We start from the raw sequence: 24,188 nt of genomic DNA, 5'->3' as shown, positions 1-24,188 counted from the left end.
CTATCGCCGAAGGACTATTCGGCCAGCTATTTTTTGTCCGCCGTATTGAATACGGTAGAAATACATTCCATTTGCCAAAGAAGTTCCTGACGTATTTTTTCCATCCCAGGCGACTGTGTTGGTGCCAGCAAATTGCGGACCCCATAATATCGTATTGATTAGGACGCCATTGGGATACAGGATATCTATCCTAACCTCTCCATCTACCGGAATGGAGTACTCTAAATACGTGTTATCAAAAAATGGATTCGGATAAGTTGCATTGACTGAAAATAATTCTTCCACTGTTTTCTCAAGGGACATTGGCTTAAAACCAGATATGTTCGTGGTATATACACCATTGCCATGAGTTGCGATTGCAAGTCGTCCATCATTGGGTCGATAATCCATCATTGTGATAACGGAGCTTCCAATGGTTGTGGGTGATTCTTTCACCCATGTGGTAGTTGCCGAGGCATCCTCTGTTGAATAGAGCCCAACACTTGTGCCTACCAATAGGAGATTTCCTGATAATTTGGGGATGATCTCAACCCAACGAACACTCGGACCATTACCTGTGCCATCGGGGTTCTCTTCAAGATTGCCTGAGATGTCAATAAAAGAGCTTCCACCGTTCATACTTTCGAAAAGTGATGGGACACTGTAATTCGAAAACGCTACAATTACGTGTTGATCATTGTCCGGATTCACAGATATGCTAGTGACGTATCCCTTTTCAGGGAATAGCTCTGACGTAATTTCGGTTAAAGAAAACATCGGTTGACTAGTGGCATTATCAAGCCTAAACACTTGACCGCCACTCGTTCCATAATAAATTTTTTCTCCCTCAAAAGATGCCTCGATAGCACTAACTAATCCTCCTTCTATTGGATCTTCATTTACCCTTATCCAACCGATGGTTGTGGGGGTTTGAGAGCCACCTGGGATTTGCGACACATTGGGGTGATAGTAGAGGTGATTTCCTCCTGCGCAAAACATCCGATTTTCATTTTTGGGATCCAACACAAAAGGATTGACAAAAAGATAGCGTGATGCTGATTCAGACACCAGTCCTCCGGGGTCTACCCGAGCAAATGAAGTGATGTTGTAATCATCATTCAGTGTTAGCCTCAAAGTCTGGCCATTTTGAAAAGAAGCATACCACAGCGTATTGTTTTGCGTGGTAGCCGCGTATGCGCCATCTCCTCCTATCACTGCACTCCAGGAGGTATTTCCTTCGATAGACATATCAGTTCCATTGTCCTGCATACCTCCAATAATCGTTTCATCTCCTGGAGTCTTTGATTGTGCTATCGTAAAAAACTGGGAGGTAATAAAACCGTCATTCAATCCACTCCATATCACTGAATCTGCTCTTATATCATCGCTTCTGATCAGCCCTCCATCACTTGCGGATATGGCTACATCAGGATTGCTTGGAAGAAAAAGCAGTTCATGCTGGTCGGGATGATGATTGGGATAGACTCCAACGCCACCTTCAGGGTTGTACCCACCAACCCAATCAATATTTTCTGCAGTCCTGAATCCGTCTGTTGACCGGTATATATTCGTCCCACCTACAAAAACCGTATTTTCATCCTCTGGGTGTACACGAATCATCATGTTGTATGATCCTTGTGTATCTAAATTGCCAAGCGCTCCACCAAATTGTGGAATAATCCGTGATGAGGGCTCAAATCCATTGATTCTATCTGGGCTATTCTCTTGAGATAGTCTATGCTCCAAAATAAAAATGGGATTGGAATCGACCATGAAATAGGCTAGATCGGGATTCGATGGGCTAACGCCAATTACCGTTCTTCTATACCTGGGAAATGCTGGTAACCCCGTAATGGTCAGCCATTCGGGACCACTTGGCGTAATGTTTACCCACTCTTTTCCATCCAAAGAATAGTATATTCCTGCATGCGGAGAAACTGCGCTCGAACCAGTTTCGGTAGAAAGCGTAGCATAGAAAACATTATCCTTCGACCGCTCGAGAGCTGTATAAAAAGAAGCACCGGATTGATTTAGGTTGACTGATTCATCTAGATTGAACAGCATCTGCCCAACTTCAACTTCCCATGTGGTTCCACCATCAGCCGAGCGCAATATCCCGCCATATGTAGCAGCCAGCACTTCGTCCTCAACAAGATTGCCGGGGTTAACCTCGATATCCCACACGTATTGAAACTGACTATTGAACACCTGTGGATCAGCATCCTGTGTTGACGGTAATGGGTTCCAAGTCTCACCATTATCTGTAGATTTATAAATTCCGTTACCCCGAAAAGGAGCACCCCCACCTCTGGCGCTGTTTCCAACAATTTCTCCCGTACCGTGATACCATGTATCTTCTCTTCCAGGACGCGTATCCTGTACAATGCAGGTTACGCCATTTCTATTTTCAGGATTTGACTTTCGAGTCCATGTGTTCCCTCCATCTATACTTTTCCAAACTCCGCCTGAAACACCTCCTGCTATCATTATATTTTCATCGCGCACATCAAAAGCCACTGCGCGAGTCCTTCCACCCACATTCGCAGGTCCAGCAGATTCAGCTTCAAGGGTTTGTTGCGCTCTAAACTTCAGGGTTTCCAAGCTTAGTCGTCGATCGAATTGAAGTTCTGCTCTTTTGATATTCGGTGGTACTTGTCCTGTAGCTGGATCCTGGGTAAGCAGCTGCAAATACTCATTCCTTCCCATCAAATCTTCTCTGCCCACAATTTCCGATGGCGCATTTTTGATAGCAAAATTGTATGCTGGAGCGTAATCAGTGAGCAATCCGCCCACCAATATGGAGATAAAAAGTGCGAAAAGAAGCTTTTTCAACCTATTCGATGACCGTATTTACTTTATTCAACTTTCCTTCTGACAATTCGCCCGTTTTCACGCCTGCCGCATTGTTGTTTTTGTCCTCAAATTTGGCTTCTACATAATAAGCCATTGGCTTTACTTCCTTGAAAGTTACACGTCCTTTTTTATCACTGGTCAAGGTAGAAACGGCATTTTCACTTGCTAGGTAATCTTTTTCTGATTCATAAATAGATACCGTGGCCCCCTCTACGAAATTGCCTAGATCATCTATGACTGTGATTCGAAGTTTGGTTGGCAGCAATTGTGCTTCTGCCGTATTTATGGATGCTGTAAATAGAATTGCTGCTAATAATGCTACTACTCTCATTATGTTTATTCCTTAAGTGAAAAAATATATTCTGCTAAATTTTCAAAATCTTCTGCCTGCTTGTACTTCCTATCAGGATACGAATTTGCAATTAGTTTGATGCGTGTTGGTTGGTCATTCTCTTCAATGTATTCAATTTGAACATTACCGTACTTTTGATCAATGGGCTCTACAATTCCACGCTTGGGTTTCAGATAGTGCATCTCTTTTACCTCTACTACATCCCCTTTTTCTTGCATGGTATGTCTACTCATAACCAATCGATAGTCCAATAACTTCACCTGATCTGCCAAAAGGTCAAATAGGTATCGGAAATTCATTTTTCCATACTTTGTTTCATAGCTTATTGCAAAGCCATTGCTATAAGTTGACTCCAGCAATGAGATCTGAGGATCCTTATCCACTCCCCTTTTCCTCCAAAAGTAAGATTGCCATAGGTCATTGAGAAAATCCGAACAAAGGTCAGATTTTTTCCAGGCTTGAAACCGATCGAGAAAAGACTGACTTCTCTTGATAATTTCGTTGACTAGCACCTTGGTTGAAGTAGTCCCCGGTTTGCCAAAGAGTTTGCTGTATATGTAATCAAAATAGCTCATCTATCGTATAAGCGTAACAGCTCCATATTGTTCAATAGTTCCCAGATCAGGTGCCAAAGAACTTGAGAATTTCATGATATAGGCATACGTACCAGGCGGAAGCAAACGACCTCTGTATATACCGTCCCATTGGAAGTCCTGATTGTCTGAAGTGAAAACCAGCTCTCCCCAACGAGTATAAATCAGAATTTCGAATGAATCGATGAAGTCATTTGGATAGACAAAAAATTGATCGTTAACGCCATTTCCATTGGGAGAGAACGCATTGGGGGCAACAATTGTAGGCCTGCAGTCTTCTACCACCTCCACACGATCTCTGGTACAGGTAAACCCATTATAGAGGGTAACTTCATATGTGCCTGCGGTGGATACATTCAACACTTGGTTCGTTGATATAATCGCGTCATCTGGCAGCAGTCGCCATTCGTAGGTATTAAAGATACCTGGATCGAGATCTACCGTAGGGTCTACAGGATCACCTGAACAAAAAGCGGCCCTAACTGGTAAGAGTAAATCTTCCGGGTTGATTGGAACCACGGCAATATCCAATGCATCTGTGGCCATACATAAACCTGACTCATTTGTTGCAACCACTGTGTACCTTCCTGAGGCGGTTACCGCCAATATCGAATCTGTAGTGGGCAAAACAGTACCATTATTATCAGTCCATTGATAGGTCACCGATGGATTGAAATAATTTGGAGTGGCAATGGCCAATACTCTTCCTCTATCACAATCCGGCTCTAATGTCATCGCCACAGTAAATTCTGGCTGGATTTCTACGTTTGTATCTCCTGAAGTGACCTCACATCCTGTCAATTGATCGGTCACCGTCACATTGTATGTACCTGTCGTAGAGACGGTTCGTTGCATCGCGCCTCCTCCATCGTTCCAATTGAAAATGTAGGTACCACTGCCCCCTGTGACATTCGCCACCAGTGTAACCATTCCTTCACATGGATCTCCATTTACCACTACATCTACGGTTGGATTAACATTGAAATTCACTTGAATATCTTCAGAACGCGGGCAGAAACCAACACCTTGATTGGCAGTGACAGTGTATGTTCCTGCTTGATCTACAGTTATGGATGCTCCTAAATTACTTCCAACAATACCTGGCCCTGTCCAGGTATATAGAGCTGCACCAGCTGTTCCGTCAGTAACTAATACCGTTCCTTGAGTTCCGCATATTTCTTGTATCGCATCAAAAGTGAAGTTAGGCTCGGGATCTGCGGCTACAATGATCTGTTCGGTCTCAACACACCCAGGAGCATTGTTATCAGTCACTTGCACGGTAAATGTTCCCGGATCCAAGTTGGAAATCACCAAAGGATCAACCGTTTCGTTTAAGCTGCTTGAGACAACAACTCCGTTTTCATCCTGTACTTGATAAGCATAATTAGCTGGTAGATTAGGAGTTGTTCCTGTAATGGTTAGTTCTACTGTACCATCGCAATTCCCTCCAGTATTTGTCACGTTTAAATTAAATGTTCCTGGGTCTTCTACCGGTACCACTTCCAAATAGGTACATCCGGTTACAAGGTTTGTTACAGATAGGCTGTAGTTACCTGGGGGTAAATCACCTATTGCAGGAGGTACCCCTGCTGGAATGGTGACAGCTCCTGGTCCATCAAAATTGAATGGTCCGGCTGAACTGGGTCCAGATATCTGATAAGAATAGCTTCCTGTGGTGTTAAAAGTAATACCTATCGATCCATCGTTATTCCCACATCCAGAGGTAGGATTGGGCGTGACTGTGATGTCAGGTTCTTGCAGAATAGTCACCTGGACCGTGTCTCTTCCAATGCAGCCAAAAGAGTTTGTAACGGCAACTGTATACTCAAAGACACCTGCGGTTGTTGTATCAATATCAAACGTTCGATTGGACCCCGAAACAACCCCGTCTATTGCCCACACGTAAGTTCCTCTAGCCACTTGCGCATCCAGTGTTATGGTGGGGTCATTTTGGCAAAGGGTCCTATCGGGTCCCAAATCCACTGCAGGTCTGGCATCCGCGAGAAGGACTTGGAGTGTATCAGAGTTACATCCAGTAATATTGTTAATGATCGCTACTTCTATAATTGCTGGCTGATTGACAGTGATCTCACGAGTAGTTTCTCCCGTACTCCAGTAATAGGAAAAATCAGGATTGTCGACAGGCCAGGCCGTCAATACAATTGCTTGATCACACAACGCCGTGTCTGTTGGCACTGTTGGGCTTTCTGGTATATTGTTAATTGTTATTGTCTGTGTGAATGTGGTATCCACGTCACATCGATTGCTCAATACCAATTGCACGTTATAAATACCAGGATTGTCATAAACATGTGTCGTGTCCTGAACCACTGCTGACGTTCCGTCTCCGAAAATCCACAGGTAATTTTCAATTTGGTTGTTTGGATCTCGTCCCACCGCTGAAAATGTAGTCGCTTGACCAGCACACGCAAGGGTGATGTTCATACTTGGCACCTGACTGGGTGGAGTTTGGTTCTGAGCAAAATTTGGAAGGCCGAGCCTACTTGTTCTTCCACTCAAGTCAAAACCTCCCGCATCAAAGCTTGCACCTGCATCGTTACCGTCAGGTGCGCTAATGGTACCGATAGTCGATGAGTTATCTATCGCCATGTAGATTGTCCCATTTGGCCCCATTTGTAAGGCCCCATAATTTGCTCCCTGAGGGTATCCATCAAATTTAGTCGCAGTTATATCCGCAACCGGATCCGCAGAATTAAGGCTATCTAAGTCATACTGTATCAGCTTGGAGGCTCCTGAAGAAGTGGTTAAATACAACCGTAATCCACCAGCAGAAAACTCCATTCCGTAAAGATCACTTTCTCCTGTATCAATGAGTCTAGGATTGCTTACACGGCCTTGATCAAAGTCCAATATTTCTACCTGATTTGTCCCTGGAATGTTTACAGCAATCTGATTGAGGGTAGGTGATATCTTCATGTACCCTGTCGCACTTAGCTCTTGCATAAAATCGTGCACTTCGCCAGCAGGAGAGAAAATCGCTCCGCTTAACCCATTGGGGCTTGTACGGTATGCTCTGAAGGTGTTATTGCCAAACTCATGACCCACGATTATATCATTTCCTGTGAAGCCAGAGCCGGTAATTCTTTCCGTGCTACTGTCCATGATTTTAATGTTCTTCACTATCACAGCTCCTTTGGCCTCATCTTCTTTCATATCTATGATTGAATACCTCAGAGCATATTCATCATCACCATAAACTTGCTCTGTTGTGAAGAGATAAAACATGGTCTGATCATCTCCAAATGGCATGATTAAGGAATTTTGCGCTGATTGCACTTCACCTCCTACGATATCGCCATTCATCATCACATCGTGCTCCTTATTCCAAACCGTGAATCCATTGGTATAGAAAAGTAGCTCACCATTTACATCTGAAATGGTCGCGCATCCTTCCTGAGCATCTTGATTGTTTTCGTCCAATATGGCTACTGGTCCATTGGTGAACTCTATCCCAGCTTGTTCTCCAAAATACCATTGGTTAGACAATTGATTTACTACCCCGTATTCTGTGACTTCTATATCATCAAAATCGGTACATCCCGTCGAATTCGTGACTTCTACCCAATAGGTTCCTGCCGTATCCACATCTATGGTTTGTGTGAGTTGTCCAGTATTCCAAACAAAGGCATCTCCTGTGCCTGCGTCCAGCGTTAAAATCTCGTCCACACAGATGGTTGTATCGTTGCCTAAATCGACCATGAGATCATTGACCAGTATTTCTACTGGCTGGCTGATTGTTTGCCGAATGCCATTTACCTCAGCAGTCAAACTAACGGTGTAGCCTCCATCCGCCTGATACATGTAATTTGGGATCCATGCACTAGACCCTGAACCGTCACCAAAATCCCAAATCAAATTATTTGGAACAGGTTCTACAACAGGAAAAAATTTGGTCACATTAGTAGCACAGCTATCTATCCAATAAAAATTCAGCGTATCGAAAGTAAAGTTGTATCCAGGAGTAAATTCAGGAAATTGTCGAGCATTGAAATCATCTGGAAATACGATAGACTGATATTGAACAGAATCAACCACACTGTCCGGTCTATTGATTCTTCCGAGATTAAAGGTTGAACCATTGGTGGATTGATACAAATGATAAATCCTATCATCTGGAGCTCTTTTCAATCCGAAGCTTCGGAAGATCGGCGCGGGTAAGATTGGATTTACAGCTCTTGTGCTGTCGTTAAAATCTATCTGATACAATTGTCCGGTTGTGCCACTACTACCAAATCTTGAAAGGTAAAGTTTAGATCCATCACCGGACCACTCCAAATCATAAATAGACTCCCCTTGGTCGTCGCTAAACCCAGATCCGGTCAATGTTGTATCTAGTGCCAATACCCCTGTGGCTTGATCAAAGTTCATCAGCCAAACGTTTCGATTATTTCTCTGAGGAGCCATGGCAAGTTGAGCTGAGTCCGCATTGAACGCAAAATGTGCAGCTTCGTAGCCTGGTGTAGACCCATCGGTAAAATCATAGTTTACGGTGGCACCTATTCCGCCTCCATCTATCTGAGTGACTTGTATTTCGAAGTTCACTCTGTTTTGAGTGATCAGCCAAAACAATTCACCATCTCCGGATGGAACGATCAACATGCCTTCCGCAGGGTTTGTTAGTCCTGTTCCATTATTGAGAGCACCAAAAACACCTCCATATGGAAATTGGGTCGTGCCATTACCTTCAATGGAAGCATCTACAACCGTGTATTGAATTTCATTGGGGCCACCAGAGCCCGGGTTTGTAAATAAGTAATACTGCCCAGGATTATCGGTAACAGGACAAGTCACTACCGGGACATTGACATTTACTCCACCGGATAATCCGGCGCCACCTGGCAAGATGGTGTGTGAAACATCATAGACATCAATTCCATCTGTATAGAATAGCAGATTCCCTGTGAACTGGTCGGTTATGGTCACCGCACCTGCTGATCCGAAGGGTGTTGCCTGATCTGTCTGCAGGTACACGTCACGCCCGTTTCTATCAAATACAAGGTTTTCAGCAGAATTGCCAAAATACCACCGTGTCTCCGTTACATTTTGAGACCAAAGAGAAGTGGCAATCAAAAAAAACAGGACAGAAAAAAATAATCTGCGAATGGCAGACTCATAAGGGATACGATTCATAGAAATGTCCTTGTTCATACACAACACTTTGTAAAAATACGGTTAACCCACATAATTCGAAGCTTAATCATTAACAATGTCTCAAGTCTTGCATCCAGATGCGTCATATTTTGAACTCTTATTAAATGATCTTAAAATTTCAACGTTATTATCGTCGTTACATTACTTGTGTAAGTCAACAAAACTTAAATTCATTTGTATTAATTGTATAATTTGCTCATCGATTTCGAATAAAACATTTGCATGATCAGGAAGGCTTTATTCTTCATTGTTTTCATTGGTGTCCTTAGTCAGGAAAACACTTTGCAAGCGCAAGACCCTCAGTTTTCGCAATACTATGCTGCACCATTGTACCTAAACCCGGGATTGGTAGGCATAAACCAGAAAGGGAGAATGGGTATTAATTATCGAACACAGTGGCCTAATTTGGATGCCAACTTCGAAACTTTCTCCGGATACGTAGATTATCATTTTGAAGATTATTACAGTAGCGCGGGCATCATATTTACAACGGATAAGGCTGGTGTAGCAGGTTTAAAATCCAGCACCATCGGACTACAGTATGCCTACCAGTTGCAATTGAATTACAATTGGACATTTAGACCGGGTGTGGAAGCAGCGTATACATTTCAAGATTTGAACTTCGACAAGCTAATCTTTGGAGATCAGCTCAGCAGTACGGGTAATACTGGTAATCCAACCAATGAAGTATTTAATACAGGGTTGAATACGCGGTTTTTTGATCTCGCCTTTGGCGGTGTATTGTACAACCCTTCTATCTGGATAGGGGCAGCGTTGCATCATGTACTGGAACCCAATCAAAGCATCGCTGGTGGAGATGCGCCCCTCCCACGCAGATTCTCCATCCACGGGGGCTATCGTATACCATTGAATCCAGGTACCACCCGAACTGATTTAGGTGAAAGAAGTATTACACCAAGCTTCAATTATCGTACACAAGGAGATTTCGATCAACTTGACTTAGGAGCTTATTTCACTCTTGACCCAATACTTGTTGGGTTATGGTATCGAGGTTTGCCCATCAAGAATACCGATGGGATTGTGAACAATGAGTCCATTATCTTCATGCTTGGGCTTCAATCTAACAGAACAACTTTCGGATATAGTTTTGACTACACGCTCTCAGACCTTGGCATTGGTACTGGCGGCGCACATGAGATCAGCATCGCTTACTCATTTAGCCTGGGTGACCCACTAAAACCTGCTGCTGATGTTAGACGTTTAAAATGTCCTATTCCATTTATTTTCTAAAATGAAGATAGTCCATCGCATAAGCAAGCCATCACTTCTTCTGATGGGCGTTATCACCTTGTTTTCAAGTTGCAGTAGTGATAATTCGACTGTACCACCGCCAAGCGAGCCTTCATTTATTTTTTCTGACATTGACCTGTTTTGGGAAGTGTATGACACACAAAACTTCTCAAGTAGTAATTTCCAAAACGAATACGTGAGCAAAGGGACCATCGGGCTCAAGGACTATGCGACTCAAAAAAATCTTGCTCCAGCATTAAACAGTACACTTTCAAGTCAACATTACATTGATTACTATGATGCAATACGAAGTAGTACGCTTGATTTAAGTGATGCTATTACTAAATCGGAAGTGGCATTTGATCAGCTGAAAGAAATCCATGACGATGTTCTGATTTTGAACACCTATTTCATCATGGGAGCAGCCACTGCAGGGGGGAGAATTTCTCAAAATGGACTGCTTATCGCTGTGGAGATGTTTTCAAGAGATGAGACTATCGATATTTCAAATCTCAGTGAGTGGCATCAAAGTGTCATCCGAAACAAACAGTATCTACCATCAATCGTTGTTCATGAATTCATTCATATCCAGCAATTCAATCTGCGTCATGATGGTACCGTTTTGGAGGCATCTCTCGCTGAAGGGATGGCCGATTTCCTTTCGCATTATTTATTGAAAGGTGAACCATTCATGAACGAACACTTGCACACTTACGGTGATCCAAAAGAGGAAGAATTGTGGATGGAATTTGAAAATGAAATGGACCTTAGTACGTCACAAACCGAATGGCTTTATACTGCCAAGACTACCGCAAATGGTCATCCGGCAGATATGGGATATTATATGGGATACAAAATCTATGAATCCTTTAGCGCCAATTATCAGACACAAGAGGAAGCCATTCAGGCAATGTTAACTACCAGCTATCGAGAAGTTTTTGAAGCAAGTGGTTACTCAGATAAGTTCAATTAGGGATACTTTTGTCAGATGACTGAAGAAATCATATTCACCATCCTTCTGGTGATCATCACATTCGACTTTACGCTCGAAAGAATACTCAGCTTTCTCAACAGAAGAAGCGCTAAAGAGCCCATTCCAAAGGAACTGGATGGAATTTACGATCAGAAAAAATATGGCCAGTCACAAGCCTACAACGAAGAGGTATCCAGGTTTGCCACCTTCTCTGCTACGTTCAGCTTTGTCTTGCTTATTCTAGCTATCTACAATGGTTGGTTCGGCATGCTGGATCAATGGATTAGAACATTTTCTCCAGCAAGTCTGATTTCACCACTTATTTTCTTCGGAATTTTATATGTGGTTTCGGACATCATCAATATTCCTTTTTCTATCTATCGCAATTTCGTCATAGAGGCAAAATATGGATTTAATAAGATGATAGCTAAAACATTTATCCTGGATAAAATCAAAGGATACCTTCTTACGATAATCTTTGGTGGGTTATTGCTTGCCGTCTTAATCTACTTAGTGAACGTTATTGGAAGTGATTTCTGGTATTATTTCTGGGCTGTGATGGCTGCATTTGTGCTCTTCGCCAATCTTTTTTACACGTCACTAATCCTTCCACTATTCAACAAGCTTAAACCCATGGAAGAAGGGGAGTTAAAATCTTCCATTCAGGCGTATTGTGACAAGGTGAGTTTCCCCCTTAAAAACATCTTCATCATGGACGGGTCCAAGCGGAGTAGCAAGGGCAACGCTTTTTTCAGTGGGCTTGGCAAAAAGAAAAAAGTAGTACTTTTTGATACGTTGGTGGAAAAACACTCCACACAAGAACTGACAGCTGTTTTTGCCCATGAGGTTGGTCATTACAAAAAGAAACATATTTTATTTTCAACCCTGTTTAGCATCGGATTGATGGGGTTCATGTTGTTTCTTTTTTCAAGAATGGCCTACAATGCTGAGGTGAGTTGGGCGATGGGCGGTCAGACCTCTGCACTTCACTTAAACTTATTGGCTTTTGGTATTCTTTATTCACCCATCTCAACCATTTTAGGAATTATCGGCAATGTAATTTCCAGAAAGAATGAATATGAAGCGGACGCGTACGCAAAGGAAACATATGATGCTACACCTTTGATTACTGGGCTAAAAAAGATGAGTTCTGATCATCTATCTAACCTCACTCCCCATCCGGCTTATGTGTTTGTTCACTATTCGCATCCGCCGCTGAAGGAGCGTGTGAATGCTTTAGAGGCTTAATCTTCTTCTACTGTATCAATAAAGTCAATCTCTGCTCTGAAAGGAAAGTTCATTAAGTAACCATGTGCTTCCTGGATGGTCATTTTGTTATGAATGATGCGGTGAAGTGTTTCTGTAATCGGGCATCTTACCTTATACGAGTCCGCTAGTTGCTTCACGATATTAATGGTCTTCACTCCTTCTGCCACCTCATCCATCGAATCAATGATTTCATCAAGTGTCTCTCCTTTAGCTAATCGGAATCCCACCGTAAAGTTTCGACTGAGATTAGACGTACATGTAGCTATCAAATCTCCTACTCCGGCCAACCCCAGGAAAGCTTGTGCATTTCCTCCGAGCGCTTTACCGATGTAGACCATTTCCACCAACCCTCGGCTGATAAAAAGTGATTTAGCATTTTCGCCGAGATCCATTCCGGCGATCGTTCCTGCTCCTACGGCTATGATGTTTTTCAAAACCCCGCAAAGTTCAATACCAATCAGGTCGCGGCTTCCGTAAATCATGAATCGGTCATTCTTCAATAACTTTTGTCCAATTTTCACAACCTCATCAAAATGAGAAGCCACTACCGTTGCTGCAGGCTTTCGTTGATCAAGCTCCCGAGCTAAATTTGGTCCCGCCAGGCAGCCGACCCTCAGGACAGACGTCTCTTCTTTTATTACTTCTGAAATGGTCTTTACGTGCTCACGTGTGAGCGGATTGTTAGCATTGATTTTTTGTTTTTTCGGCACAAAAAGATCGAATCCCTTTGTCCCATGGATGAGTACGTGATAGGGTCGCAAATGTGATGCAAGCTTGATGATCATGTCACGAAAATTGGCGGAAGGAACCATCGGAAAGATCACTTCGCATTGTTGAGGCACTTCCTCTAAAACATTCGTAACCTCTATGTTTTCATGAAGTTTTTGGCCAGAGCTAATGCGTTCTTTAGCAATCTTCTTAGTTTTTGCAGGATCACGAATATACAAGATGACCTTCGCATTATTCTCCGCCAGGATATTGGCGATTGCCGTGCCGAAACTTCCGGCACCAATCACACCTACAACCTCATCAGATGTACTTTTCGAGTCCATAGCCATTCATTCGGTTGTGATAATAAAATAGTGTATTGGTGTCCTGAACAATGATTTTATCTCCTTTCTTGATCAGCGGACGCTGATCATGGTATAAACCAACGTTTTGTAACCCATGCTCAATGGCATTGGTAGCTCGCTCCTTCATATGATCAGCCATGTCCACCTCTCCTTTTTTATGGATTTTATCCAGTCTGTCTCTTAGTTTTTTAAAGTTCTCCTTGAACTCCTCATAGTCAAGAATCAGGTCTTCATCTGGAAGTCTAAGCACATTATACAGATCAAGTTTGGGATTTTTTTGTTCCAACATCTTGAAGGCGGTAAATGCCACCAGATGACTGGCAAATACACGATTGTACTTGTGATACTCCTCCACAATTCGTTTTGAAAGTACGCGAACATACTCTTTTTCCCGCTGAGCATCGAAAGTGATTTTTTTATCTCGCAGAAAGTAATCTCTGACATTTATTGGGTTACCGTTCTTATCCGAACTATTTCCATCATTATCCACATAATTGCCCAGTATATCCGTACCTCGTCCAATGTTTACTGATATATCAGAGCCTTTGGTGAAAAACTTGAACATGAATGTACCCAACTTATACGATGTTGAAAACTCATCCGCTTCCACGTAGTATCTCTCCCTGCCCGTTCGCTTCAGGTAATCTCTGATTAACGAGGGGGCCTCAAGGGTGAAATGATAATTGATGACCACAGGAACAACAAAAACCTTCTTTACTTCTTCCTCTTCTGGCGAGTTCAGGTATAGCTCTCGTTGAGCTTCTATTGCGGTCCCTAAAAGCCCCATTCTCAGGTTTGTTTCCAATTCTCCAGACCTGGAACGCGTCCCTCCTGGAAAGAATAGGGAATGACATCCTTTTTTGATGGCGTTACGGGAGTAAGTTTTAAGGGTTTCCAGGTAAATCGGATTCTTTTTCCTTCTGTCTACTTTATAGGCTCCCAGGCTATTCATGAAATACGCTAGCATCTTAATATTGAATAGATTCAGGCCAGCTCCATAGATAAATGGTGGCAACCCAAGGTGCTGAATTGCCCACCCAATAAGTATTGAATCAAGGTTACTGAAATGGGTAGGAACCATCACTACCGTACCTTTCTTTGCCAACGTGCGGATGTGCTCCGTTTCTCCGATCACATGCAATTTATCATCCAGATCTAACTGACGGCTAAATAGGGACAGGAGGCCTTTTACTCTTGCGGCATTTAAGAGACGTGCAAAACCGAAGGTGATGAAACTTTGAGCAAAGCGATAGGCAGATTTTTTAAAATTTCCTGCAATTTCCTGTGTATAGCGGTTGATGATTTCCAGAAGCAATTCCTTTTCTAAAGTAGCTGCTTTTTCTTTTTCGTCAGGGTTGATATCCAGTAACCGTGCTTGAATATTTTTCCAATACACCTTTTCGTCCGGAGGATCTACTCGCCAGGGATTTGCTTTCATCCTGAGTTTCTCTCTATGAATGGTCATTTCAATCTCTTCTCTCAAAGAACCATTCTTAGAATCTACGAGGTGATCGTACGTCTCACGGGTTACTTCATCAATGAACTCCCTTCGGAATTTGGACAACTTAACAATCGGCCATTCACTCTTGTTAGGGATAATTTCTGAATACCTGACTTTCTTTCTGCGCATTTACCTGTTTTAGAAATTGGCGGAAAGATAATTCTAAGAGTTAACATCTGTATAATTGCACCCGGAATGACACTTAAATTAAAAGACATCCAAGCTCCAGTCGCCACCGAAATGGAGGAATTCGAAAAGAAATTTCGACAATCCATGAAAAGCAAGGTAATGCTACTGGACAAAATCACCGGATACATTGTCCGCAGAAAGGGTAAACAGATGCGGCCTCTTTTTGTATTTCTAAGTGCCGGGGCAACAGGACAAATCACAGAGGCAACGTATAGAGGTGCCTCGCTGATAGAGCTACTCCACACTGCTACGCTGGTACATGACGATGTGGTCGATGATTCCAACACGCGTCGCGGCTTCTTTTCCATCAATGCCTTATGGAAAAATAAGATTGCGGTCCTCGTTGGAGATTTTCTCCTCTCCAGGGGCTTGATTCTTTCCATGGAAAATGACGACATCAACTTGCTTAAGATTACCACCGAAGCTGTAAAGGAGATGAGTGAAGGTGAGCTTTTGCAAATGGAAAAGGCGCGCAAACTCGATATAAGCGAAGAAATTTATTACGAGGTAATCAGGCAAAAAACGGCCAGCCTTATCACCTCTTGCTGTAAGGTAGGAGCTGCCTCAGGTGGTGCTGACGAGGAAACAATAGCAAAAATGGGTGAATTTGGACTTGCCGTAGGAATGGCATTTCAAATCAAAGACGACCTTTTTGATTACGGCACTTTTGAGATTGGCAAACCCAGAGGCATTGATATCAAAGAGAAAAAAATGACCCTCCCACTCATTTATGCGCTCAATCAGTCATCAAAACTTGAAATAAAACGCATAAAAAGGTTGGTGAAACGTGCCGAGAAGAAACCTAAGCTCGTGCATGAGGTTATTGAGTTTGTGAAAAAATCCGGAGGCATCGATTACGCCATATCCGTGATGGAGGGCTATCATAAAACAGCAAAAGAAATCTTACAAACACTGCCAGATTCTCCATTTCGGAATTCGCTGGAAGATTTGGTTCAGTTTACTATTGAACGGACAAAATAGCTATTTAAAAAACAAGCGTCTGATTCCTTCGATAATCAATATCACCAATACCAGAATCATAACGACTGCTGCTGCGCCTGCCACTTCAGGGGTATCTACTTGCTTTTCTGTGATTCCATAAGCAGCCCAGGCCACAACACCACCAAATATTGGGTCACGATATCGGATGATCATTACTGTGCCCACCGCTCCGGCTAATGCAAGCTCCACAAAAACCCATACTGTCTTTGTCATCATCCAGTTGTCCATCCCAATTACCGTTTGCTCTACACTGATATTGGCCAATGTGGCAACTGTAATCCATCCTAAATAAAGGCTGAAAGGAATTCTGATAAACAATCGATCTCTAAAGCCTTCAATTTTGTTTGGCAAAATGTGTCTGTAAATACCAATCAGAGAAGTCAGGATTACTGCCATCAGAATAAGCGAAAGCGTAATGAGTTCGTAATGCCAACAAATAATCCATAGTGTGTTGGCCACACAATTGATGACAAAATGCCTATTGATTCGATCGAAGATGGGTCGATACTTATTTCGCGGCATCAGCTGATAGATGGCATAGCTGATCAAAAGCGAATAGATCAATCCCCAAATGGAAAAGGTAAATCCAGCAGGTGTAAATAGAGATGGGTAGGACGCAGAAATCTCACCAGTGGTTCTTCCTCCAATGGGCAGAAAATTCGCTAAGAAATTTACAATCAGAACTACGGCGAGAGATAAGACCGGAATGGCTCTATTCATGAAACAAATTTAGGTATGAACTGCTAGTCCAGGCGATTGTTCGAATGGTTCATTTGAATCAGCCTTCTTATGTTTGCGTTTCTTAAAACTTAAATGAGCATGAGAACTATTGAGGATTACAATTTCGAGGGAAAAAAAGCATTGATACGAGTGGACTTTAATGTGCCTCTCAATGAGGAAATGAAAGTCACTGATGAAACCAGAATTAATGCAGCAATTCCAACTTTGAAAAAAATTCTTACTGATGGAGGTTCATGCATTCTCATGTCCCATTTAGGACGTCCAAAAAATGGACCTGAGGATAAATTCTCATTGAGACACATCATCCCAAACCTAAGCGCGAAGCTTGGAGTCACCGTCAAGTTTGCTGATGATTGCGTAGGTCAGTCTGCAAAAGATGGAGCATCGGCTCTGAAAGCGGGAGAAGTATTATTACTTGAGAATGTTCGCTTCTACAAAGAGGAAACAGCCGGTGATGAAGCTTTTGCTGAGCAGCTGGCTCAACTCGGTGATATCTATGTAAACGATGCGTTTGGCACCGCGCATAGAGCTCACGCTTCTACCACAGTGGTTGCTAAGTCCTTTAGCGAAAAATGCAGTGGTAACGTAATGCAAGCTGAGTTGGAGAATGCACAAAAAATCTTGGAAGAAGCGGAAAGACCATTTACGGCGATCATGGGTGGAGCGAAAATCTCTGATAAAATCATGATCATCGAACAACTTCTCGATAAAGTAGATCATCTGATCATTGGTGGGGGCATGAGCTATACTTTTTTCAAAGCAATGGGTGGCCAGATTGGTAATTCTTTGGTCGAAGAAGATAAACTAGCCTTGGCAAAGGAGCTGATCTCGAAAGCAAAAGAAAAGGGTGTTGACCTGCAGCTTCCAAAAGACTCAATCATTGCTGATGATTTCAACAATAATGCGAATACTCAGACGGCTGATAACTACGCCATCCCGGATGGATGGATGGGACTTGACGTAGGTCCTGAGTCTCGAGCTGTATTCTCTGATATCATAGAAAAGTCTAAGACGGTGCTTTGGAATGGCCCCATGGGAGTTTTTGAAATGAGCAACTTTGCAGAAGGCACAAACACCATCGCCCAAGCTGTCGTGAAAGCCACTGAACATGGTGGATTCTCTCTGATTGGTGGTGGAGATTCTGCTGCTGCAGTTAATAATCTCGGCTATGGGGACAAAGTTTCTTACGTCTCTACCGGAGGTGGAGCGCTCCTTGAGTATATGGAAGGCAAAGTCTTACCTGGAGTTGCCGCACTCGAGTTGTAAAAAAGAATCAGCGGTGTTCTGATTTCGGTATGCATTTTGCAAAACACAAATCATGAAAACGAAACTACTATCTTCAATTGCAATAATTCTTTTCGCTACAGGCTGTCTTTCCTATGGAGGAAATACACGGTCTGATTTTTCTCCATTTAAAGAAGTCATCTGTGATGAAAAATCAGATGAACTCTACCTATTCATGGAAAATGAGAAAGTGGACTTTGAATACGAAAGAATAGGTCTGATGGAAATACAAGGAGGGCAATTCTCCTCTTTGAATGAAGTAATGAATGAACTGAAACGCACCGCCTGGGAAAACTGCGCCAATGCCATCATTAATGTATCTCAATCCAATGCCACACGTGAATCCGGAACCGCATTTGTTGAAGAAAGTGAAGAGCAGTACACGTCAAAGATTTTAACAGGTATGGCGATACGTGTCGATCTATCCAAATCTTTCAAAGCCGATCATGTATCCAAGGCTGTTTCTTTAGGCTTTCTTGAATAAAGACCTGCTTCGATACCATCAGTTCAAAATGCTGAACTTCAGGTTGACCTCCTCTACCCTCTTATCATCAATCAAAATCCTCAATGCTTCCATAATTTGATCTTGGGTGTAGCTGGACATCAGCGCCTTTAGCTCTGTAATGTTTCTCGGAGCTTCCAATGCTTCCATCACCTTTTCGACTGGGATATCGCTTGATTTCAGCTTTTTCTTCCTTTCCAAATCATTGTCACAAACTCCACAGGTCAATGATGTTTTCTCATCGAAATAATGCTGAAAAGATTGTGTCCTGCACTCATCTGATAGCATATAATCAATCACAGCATTCGCCTTTTTAAGCGCAAGCTCTCTTCGCCATTCGATCTGCTTGCTATCAATCGGCAATTTATCAGCATCTAAGCGGGGCGTTAGAAAAGTTATCGTCGCAGAATCAAGTGCCGCCTGATAATCAATGACTTGACTGTCGTTTAAAAACTTCAACCATTGCCTCACCTGTACTTTATCTGTTTTCAACAAGGAACCAATGTCTTTTTCCTTGATTTTCGCATAGGAAGAAAACACCTCTCCTCCATAAAGTCGCAACAACGTTTTAATGATCGCATCGAGCTTAGGATTGGCAACTTGAAATTTGTACGTCTCACTTTTGTCCAGCAAAAAAGTGATTTTGGAGTGTTCATAAAATCCATCAGTCATCTGGATCAGGCCTTCATCACTCAATTTCTTCAGCGCAGAATACGTCTCTACCATTGGAAGATTGTAGGTATTCGTGAATTGCTCGTAATTAAATGGGAAACTTGAAAATTCATGACTCCCTATCGCCATTTTGTAGTAATTGGCCAACGCTTGATAGGTTCGTTTAATCATGTCTAAAGAGACAATGGATCGATTGGTTCGCTCCTTCAGCTCTTCGGTATCGGATGGATGATATAGAGCCACAGCATACGCCTTTTTCTCATCTCTTCCTGCTCTTCCTGCTTCCTGATAGTAGGCCTCTAGCGAATCAGGCAAGTCCATGTGAATGACGGTACGCACATCAGGCTTGTCTATGCCCATACCAAATGCATTTGTCGCAACCATCACCCGCACCTTTCCTTGAATCCACGCACTTTGCTTTTCAGATCGATCTTGCCCAGAAAGGCCAGCATGATAATAATCCGCCGAAATATTATTTCTTCTGAGTAGTTCGCCTATCTCCTTCGTCCTTTTCCTGCTCCGGACATATATCACTGAGGTTCCCGGCACGTTTCCCAAAATCTCTATGAGCTTGCCCTCTTTATTTTCCAGCCGAAAAACTGAATAAGAAAGATTCGCCCTTGCAAAACTCTTTTGGAAAATTTGAACGTCATCCATCTCAAGCTTCTGTGCAATATCCTCCTTCACTTCTTTTGTGGCAGTAGCTGTGAGCGCGATTAATCGACTGATTTGTAAATCATTTTTAAACGTCGCTATCTCCAAGTATGGTGGTCGAAAATCATAGCCCCATTGTGAAATACAGTGGGCTTCATCAATGGCCAATAGAGATATTTTCATCTGCCGTGCCCGCTCTAGAAATATTTCTGTCTTTAGGCGTTCGGGAGAAACATAGAGAAATTTAAACCCTCCATAAATACAGTTATCCAATGTGATATCAATTTCTCTTTTACTCATTCCAGAATAAATAGCAGCTGCTTTTATTCCTCTCCGTTGCAACTGTTCCACCTGATCCTTCATGAGGGAAATTAATGGGGAAATCACAATGCAAATCCCCTCACTGGCCATGGCAGGTACTTGAAAACAGATGGATTTACCACCTCCTGTTGGCAATAGGGCTAGTGTGTCTTTTCCATCTAGCACAGATTGAATGATCTCTTCCTGCATCGAGCGAAAAGAATCATAGCCCCAGTATTGTTTTAGTATCTCAGCAGGATTCACAAAACGAAGTTAAGCTGACAATATCTAAAAAGAACCAAGTGGAAATCAGACTTTAGCGAACCCGGATATAAGTAGGTATGAAAATCATGTGATTTTAGCGATTCCTTGAAAAAGGGTCTATTAATGCAGTGATCTTCTCCACACATTTTGATTAGCGGTAGCAATAACCAGGAAAAGAGGATTAGTTTTAAATCATAATCTAAACCACTTATTTATGTTATTCACTCATGCATTTAAGCAACTTCGAACGCTTCTAGTTTTTTTACTAATACCAGCCCTGTTCTCGGTTTCAGGTCAAGGTTTTGAAGGATACTATAGGTTTCCCGATGTTCACAACGATAAGGTCGTATTTTCAGCAGAAGGAGATCTCTGGTCAGTTTCTATTGATGGCGGCTTGGCTCAGCGACTAACCACACATCCAGAGGAAGAGTCGTTTCCATCATTCTCACCTGATGGTTCCAAGATTTTGTTTTCCGCGAGTTATGAAGGTCCTCTGGAGGTTTATTCCATGCCAGTAAATGGTGGGTTTACAACCCGCTGGACCTATGAGAGGGATGGGTCAGTTGCAACTACCTGGACTCCTCAGGGAGACATCATCTATGCAACGAGAGCCTACAATAAAAAACCTGACCTTCGTCTGGTGAAGATTGATGCTGAGTCAAAGGTTAAATCCCAAATTCCACTTGATCAGGCCAGCGAAGCAAGCTACAATGCCGATGGATCTACCATGTTTTTTGTGCGTCCTGGCTACCATAGAAATGTAACCAAGAGATATCAAGGTGGCACGGCGCGACAAGTATGGAAATTCACCGCCGGTTCTGGAGAGGCCGTCAAGCTCACCACTGATCATGCGGGTGAAAGTCATCACCCGATGTGGCACAATGGAAGAGTTTATTTCATTACAGATCGAGACGGCACCATGAACATCTGGTCAATGGATGAAAACGGTGGAGATAAAAAACAGCATACAACTCATGGAGAATTTGACGTGAGGTACGCGAATGTCTCCAATGGAAACATCGTTTATCAAATGGGTGCAGATCTGTGGAAATACTCGATTTCTTCCAATAATTCCGAAAAAATCAACATCACGTTAGCGACAGATTTGGACCAACTGCGTGAAAAATGGGAAGAAAATCCATCTCAATACATTACTTCGGTTAATCCGGATAAGGATGGAAGCAAAATAGCGATCACTGCGAGAGGTCGAGTTTTCGTGGTGCCAGTAAAAGGTGGCCGAATGGTGTCATTTGTAGACAAGAAAAGTGTAAGGTATAGAGATGCTACTTTCTCATCAGATGGGAAATCCGTCATTGCTTTGTCAGACGAAAGTGACGAATTCGAATTTGTACAAATGCCCGCCGATGGCCTTGGAACTGAGAAAGCAATAACGAAAGATGGCAATTTGCTCAGATATGCAGGCATGCCATCTCCGGATGGGAAATGGATCGCCTATGATGATTTAGAAAGCAACATGTTTATCCTAAACATTGCATCGGGTATTAGCACCAAAATTTCCACCAACCAAGAAGGCATTTGGGACTTCTCATGGTCTCCTGATAGCCAGTGGCTTGCCTTTGTACAAGCTTCAGCTAACAGTATGGTTCAAATCAAAATTCACAATGTAAAAACGAATGCAAGTTTTGATTTGACAACCGACCGGGCCAATAGCTACAACCCTCGATGGAGCCCTGATGGAAAATTCATCTATTTCATATCTGATCGAAACTTTACAACACTCGTGGGAAGCCCATGGGGTACCAGACAACCGGAACCATACTTTGATGTAAGCGAAAAGGTTTATCACATTGCACTTCAGAAAGGAACACGCTCACCGTTCCGTCCTAAAGATGAATTGGACACTGGTGAAGAGAAAAAGCCTAAGAAGGAAGCTTCTGACAAAAAAGGAAAGAAGGGGAAAAGTGAAGAGACCTCATCGGACGAATTAATAGTCAGTATAGATCAAGCCGGTATTCAGCAGCGATTGATGGAAGTGCCTATCAAGCCTGGTAATTATAGTTCTCTGGCTATTAATGATAAAGCACTTTACATGATTTCCAGAAGCACAGGAGTAAATGCAAGTAGTGATTTGATCGTAGCTAAAATCACAAACGAAGATGTGAGTACCAAAACAATGGTAAGTGGCGTCAATGGCTACAGTATGACTCAGGATGGAAAAAAGTTAATGATTGCAAAAAGCAGGAACTTCTATATGGTCAATGCTAGCACAGGCAAAATCAGTGATTTGAGTGACAGCAAAATAAACCTGAGTGGTTGGAAGTTTCCGATTAACCCAAGGGAAGATTGGAAACAAATATTCACGGATGCCTGGCGCATGGAGCGCGATTACTTCTACGACCAAAATATGCACGGCGTGGATTGGGATGCCATGCATGCAAAGTATTTGCCACTAGTAGATCGTGTCACAACGCGAAATGAATTATCAGATTTAATTGGAAGATTTGTGGGTGAACTCTCCGCACTCCATACCAGCGTAAGAGGTGGCGATACGCGTGGGGACGATAAAAATATTTCTGTGGCAAATCTTGGAGGTGTTTTTACGCGTGATCAAGCTGCCGGTGGCTACAGAATTGACTACATATACAAAGTAGACCCAGACTATCCTGACGAAAAATCTCCCCTGGATGATCCTTACCTGGATGTAAAAGAAGGGGACATTATCACTAGTGTAAACGGTCGAGGAGCTCTTTCCGCTAACGACATTGGTGAGCTGGTTCGTAATCAGGAAGGTAAGCAGGTACGACTTGCCATCAAACGTGGGTCAAGTGTAAAAGACATCATCGTCTCTCCGATTGGAAGCACTTACAACCTACGCTATCGTGATTGGGAGTATGGTAACCGAAAGTATGTGGATCAGCAATCCAACAATACCATTGGCTACTTGCACTTGCGCGCGATGGGAAGCAATGACATCAACCAATTTTACCGAGAATTTTACCCGGTATTTAACCGTCAGGGGTTGATCGTAGATGTCAGATACAACTTTGGAGGAAACATTGATAGCTTCATATTGGAAAAGCTGTTGCGCAAAGCATGGATGTATTGGAAAGGTCGCTCAGGCGAGCCTTACTGGAACATGCCATATGCTTTTAGAGGACACATGGCTGTACTTGTAAACGAAAATACCTACTCTGATGGCGAAGCATTTGCCGATGGTTTTAGAGAGCTAGGTCTTGGCACTACCATTGGCACCCGAACCTGGGGAGGTGAAATTTGGCTAAATAGTGCCAACAGGCTGAGTGATGGTGGACTTGCAAGAGCTCCGATGTTTGGGGTCTATGCAGATGGAGAGTGGCGCATTGAAGGACGAGGCTTTGAGCCAGATATCGAAATCGATAACCTTCCTCATGCTACGTTCAACGGCAGTGATGCACAACTGGACAAGGCGATTGAGCATTTACTCCAGCAGATCAAAGAAGATCCACGACCTGTTCCTCAGCCACCGGCATACCCCGACAAGTCGTTTAAAAACAATAAGAAAAACTAAAAATTCAAAGCCTCGCAAATTGTGAGGCTTTTTTATTGATGTTCATAAGTAATTTT

The 24,188-nt window shown here is 42.8% G+C and carries 15 protein-coding genes; 7 read left to right on the top strand and 8 right to left on the bottom strand.

What is annotated here, in order from left to right; genetic code table 11:
* From ABJF57_RS16345 to ABJF57_RS16330, 4 genes are read right to left on the bottom strand one after another with little or no spacing between them, the layout of a single operon-like run.
* On the bottom strand, positions 1–2,811 hold the full coding sequence (locus tag ABJF57_RS16345) for a FlgD immunoglobulin-like domain containing protein (RefSeq protein WP_462232405.1): 2,811 nt from the start codon (positions 2,809–2,811) through the stop codon (positions 1–3).
* A gap of 1 nt (position 2,812) precedes the next feature.
* A complete protein-coding gene (locus tag ABJF57_RS16340) occupies positions 2,813–3,163 on the bottom strand; it encodes a SpaA isopeptide-forming pilin-related protein (RefSeq protein WP_462232404.1) in 351 nt (116 codons plus the stop codon).
* A gap of 5 nt (positions 3,164–3,168) precedes the next feature.
* The gene (locus ABJF57_RS16335; protein ID WP_462232403.1) at positions 3,169–3,759 is read right to left on the bottom strand and encodes a hypothetical protein; all 591 of its coding nucleotides are present in this window, start codon (positions 3,757–3,759) and stop codon (positions 3,169–3,171) included.
* Complete coding sequence (locus tag ABJF57_RS16330; protein ID WP_462232402.1) at positions 3,760–8,946, bottom strand: PKD domain-containing protein; 5,187 nt, start codon at positions 8,944–8,946, stop codon at positions 3,760–3,762.
* 225 nt (positions 8,947–9,171) lie between these two features.
* Here ABJF57_RS16330 and ABJF57_RS16325 point away from each other — a divergent pair, with 225 nt between their 5' ends.
* The 3 genes from ABJF57_RS16325 to ABJF57_RS16315 are packed head-to-tail and all read left to right on the top strand — an operon-like array spanning position 9,172 to position 12,421.
* Positions 9,172–10,200 (top strand): PorP/SprF family type IX secretion system membrane protein, encoded by a 1,029-nt coding sequence (locus ABJF57_RS16325; protein WP_462232401.1) that lies wholly within the window; start codon positions 9,172–9,174, stop codon positions 10,198–10,200.
* 1 nt (position 10,201) lies between these two features.
* The gene (locus ABJF57_RS16320) at positions 10,202–11,173 is read left to right on the top strand and encodes a gliding motility protein GldB-related protein (RefSeq protein WP_462232400.1); all 972 of its coding nucleotides are present in this window, start codon (positions 10,202–10,204) and stop codon (positions 11,171–11,173) included.
* A 15-nt stretch (positions 11,174–11,188) separates the two neighbouring features.
* Positions 11,189–12,421 (top strand): M48 family metallopeptidase, encoded by a 1,233-nt coding sequence (locus ABJF57_RS16315; protein WP_462232399.1) that lies wholly within the window; start codon positions 11,189–11,191, stop codon positions 12,419–12,421.
* Here the strand turns inward: ABJF57_RS16315 and ABJF57_RS16310 are convergent.
* Complete coding sequence (locus tag ABJF57_RS16310) at positions 12,418–13,494, bottom strand: NAD(P)H-dependent glycerol-3-phosphate dehydrogenase (protein ID WP_462232398.1); 1,077 nt, start codon at positions 13,492–13,494, stop codon at positions 12,418–12,420. The two genes, ABJF57_RS16315 and ABJF57_RS16310, sit on opposite strands and share 4 nt — an antisense overlap.
* Complete coding sequence (locus ABJF57_RS16305; RefSeq protein ID WP_462232397.1) at positions 13,472–15,145, bottom strand: 1-acyl-sn-glycerol-3-phosphate acyltransferase; 1,674 nt, start codon at positions 15,143–15,145, stop codon at positions 13,472–13,474. Before ABJF57_RS16305 ends, ABJF57_RS16310 begins: the two co-directional genes overlap by 23 nt.
* A gap of 66 nt (positions 15,146–15,211) precedes the next feature.
* On the opposite strand from ABJF57_RS16305, the gene ABJF57_RS16300 reads away from it, so the two are divergent.
* The gene (locus ABJF57_RS16300) at positions 15,212–16,186 is read left to right on the top strand and encodes a polyprenyl synthetase family protein (protein WP_462232396.1); all 975 of its coding nucleotides are present in this window, start codon (positions 15,212–15,214) and stop codon (positions 16,184–16,186) included.
* Here the strand turns inward: ABJF57_RS16300 and ABJF57_RS16295 are convergent, their stop codons facing one another.
* Positions 16,187–16,927 (bottom strand): TspO/MBR family protein, encoded by a 741-nt coding sequence (locus ABJF57_RS16295; protein WP_462232395.1) that lies wholly within the window; start codon positions 16,925–16,927, stop codon positions 16,187–16,189. It lies immediately after the preceding gene.
* 99 nt (positions 16,928–17,026) lie between these two features.
* On the opposite strand from ABJF57_RS16295, the gene ABJF57_RS16290 reads away from it, so the two are divergent.
* Both ABJF57_RS16290 and ABJF57_RS16285 read left to right on the top strand, forming a co-directional pair.
* Positions 17,027–18,214 carry a phosphoglycerate kinase gene (locus ABJF57_RS16290; RefSeq protein ID WP_462232394.1) on the top strand — a complete coding sequence of 396 codons (1,188 nt, stop codon included), beginning with the start codon at positions 17,027–17,029 and terminating at the stop codon, positions 18,212–18,214.
* Positions 18,215–18,266: 52 nt separating this feature from the next.
* Positions 18,267–18,716: a hypothetical protein gene (locus ABJF57_RS16285; protein WP_462232393.1), complete on the top strand. Its 450-nt coding sequence runs from the start codon at positions 18,267–18,269 to the stop codon at positions 18,714–18,716.
* A gap of 18 nt (positions 18,717–18,734) precedes the next feature.
* Here the strand turns inward: ABJF57_RS16285 and ABJF57_RS16280 are convergent, their stop codons facing one another.
* Positions 18,735–20,624, bottom strand: coding sequence for a RecQ family ATP-dependent DNA helicase (locus ABJF57_RS16280; protein ID WP_462232392.1), 1,890 nt, complete (start codon positions 20,622–20,624; stop codon positions 18,735–18,737).
* A 214-nt stretch (positions 20,625–20,838) separates the two neighbouring features.
* Between ABJF57_RS16280 and ABJF57_RS16275 the strand changes: the two genes are divergently transcribed.
* Positions 20,839–24,132, top strand: coding sequence for a S41 family peptidase (locus tag ABJF57_RS16275; RefSeq protein ID WP_462232391.1), 3,294 nt, complete (start codon positions 20,839–20,841; stop codon positions 24,130–24,132).
* The last annotated feature ends 56 nt before the right edge of the window (positions 24,133–24,188 follow it).

Origin of the sequence: Ekhidna sp., assembly GCF_039940915.1 — a bacterium.
GTDB lineage: Bacteria > Bacteroidota > Bacteroidia > Cytophagales > Cyclobacteriaceae > Ekhidna.
The sequence above is the reverse complement of the archived record's forward strand: the minus strand, read 5'-3'. Positions and strand labels throughout refer to the sequence as shown.

Excerpts from the sequence above, each read along its gene's own strand:
- ABJF57_RS16340 (WP_462232404.1), bottom strand. The coding sequence starts at position 3,163 with ATGAGAGTAGTAGCATTATTAGCAGCAATTCTATTTACAGCATCCATA.
- ABJF57_RS16335 (WP_462232403.1), bottom strand. The coding sequence starts at position 3,759 with ATGAGCTATTTTGATTACATATACAGCAAACTCTTTGGCAAACCGGGG.
- ABJF57_RS16330 (WP_462232402.1), bottom strand. The coding sequence starts at position 8,946 with ATGAACAAGGACATTTCTATGAATCGTATCCCTTATGAGTCTGCCATT.
- ABJF57_RS16325 (WP_462232401.1), top strand. The coding sequence starts at position 9,172 with ATGATCAGGAAGGCTTTATTCTTCATTGTTTTCATTGGTGTCCTTAGT.
- ABJF57_RS16320 (WP_462232400.1), top strand. The coding sequence starts at position 10,202 with ATGAAGATAGTCCATCGCATAAGCAAGCCATCACTTCTTCTGATGGGC.
- ABJF57_RS16315 (WP_462232399.1), top strand. The coding sequence starts at position 11,189 with ATGACTGAAGAAATCATATTCACCATCCTTCTGGTGATCATCACATTC.
- ABJF57_RS16310 (WP_462232398.1), bottom strand. The coding sequence starts at position 13,494 with ATGGACTCGAAAAGTACATCTGATGAGGTTGTAGGTGTGATTGGTGCC.
- ABJF57_RS16305 (WP_462232397.1), bottom strand. The coding sequence starts at position 15,145 with ATGCGCAGAAAGAAAGTCAGGTATTCAGAAATTATCCCTAACAAGAGT.
- ABJF57_RS16300 (WP_462232396.1), top strand. The coding sequence starts at position 15,212 with ATGACACTTAAATTAAAAGACATCCAAGCTCCAGTCGCCACCGAAATG.
- ABJF57_RS16295 (WP_462232395.1), bottom strand. The coding sequence starts at position 16,927 with ATGAATAGAGCCATTCCGGTCTTATCTCTCGCCGTAGTTCTGATTGTA.
- ABJF57_RS16290 (WP_462232394.1), top strand. The coding sequence starts at position 17,027 with ATGAGAACTATTGAGGATTACAATTTCGAGGGAAAAAAAGCATTGATA.
- ABJF57_RS16285 (WP_462232393.1), top strand. The coding sequence starts at position 18,267 with ATGAAAACGAAACTACTATCTTCAATTGCAATAATTCTTTTCGCTACA.
- ABJF57_RS16275 (WP_462232391.1), top strand. The coding sequence starts at position 20,839 with ATGTTATTCACTCATGCATTTAAGCAACTTCGAACGCTTCTAGTTTTT.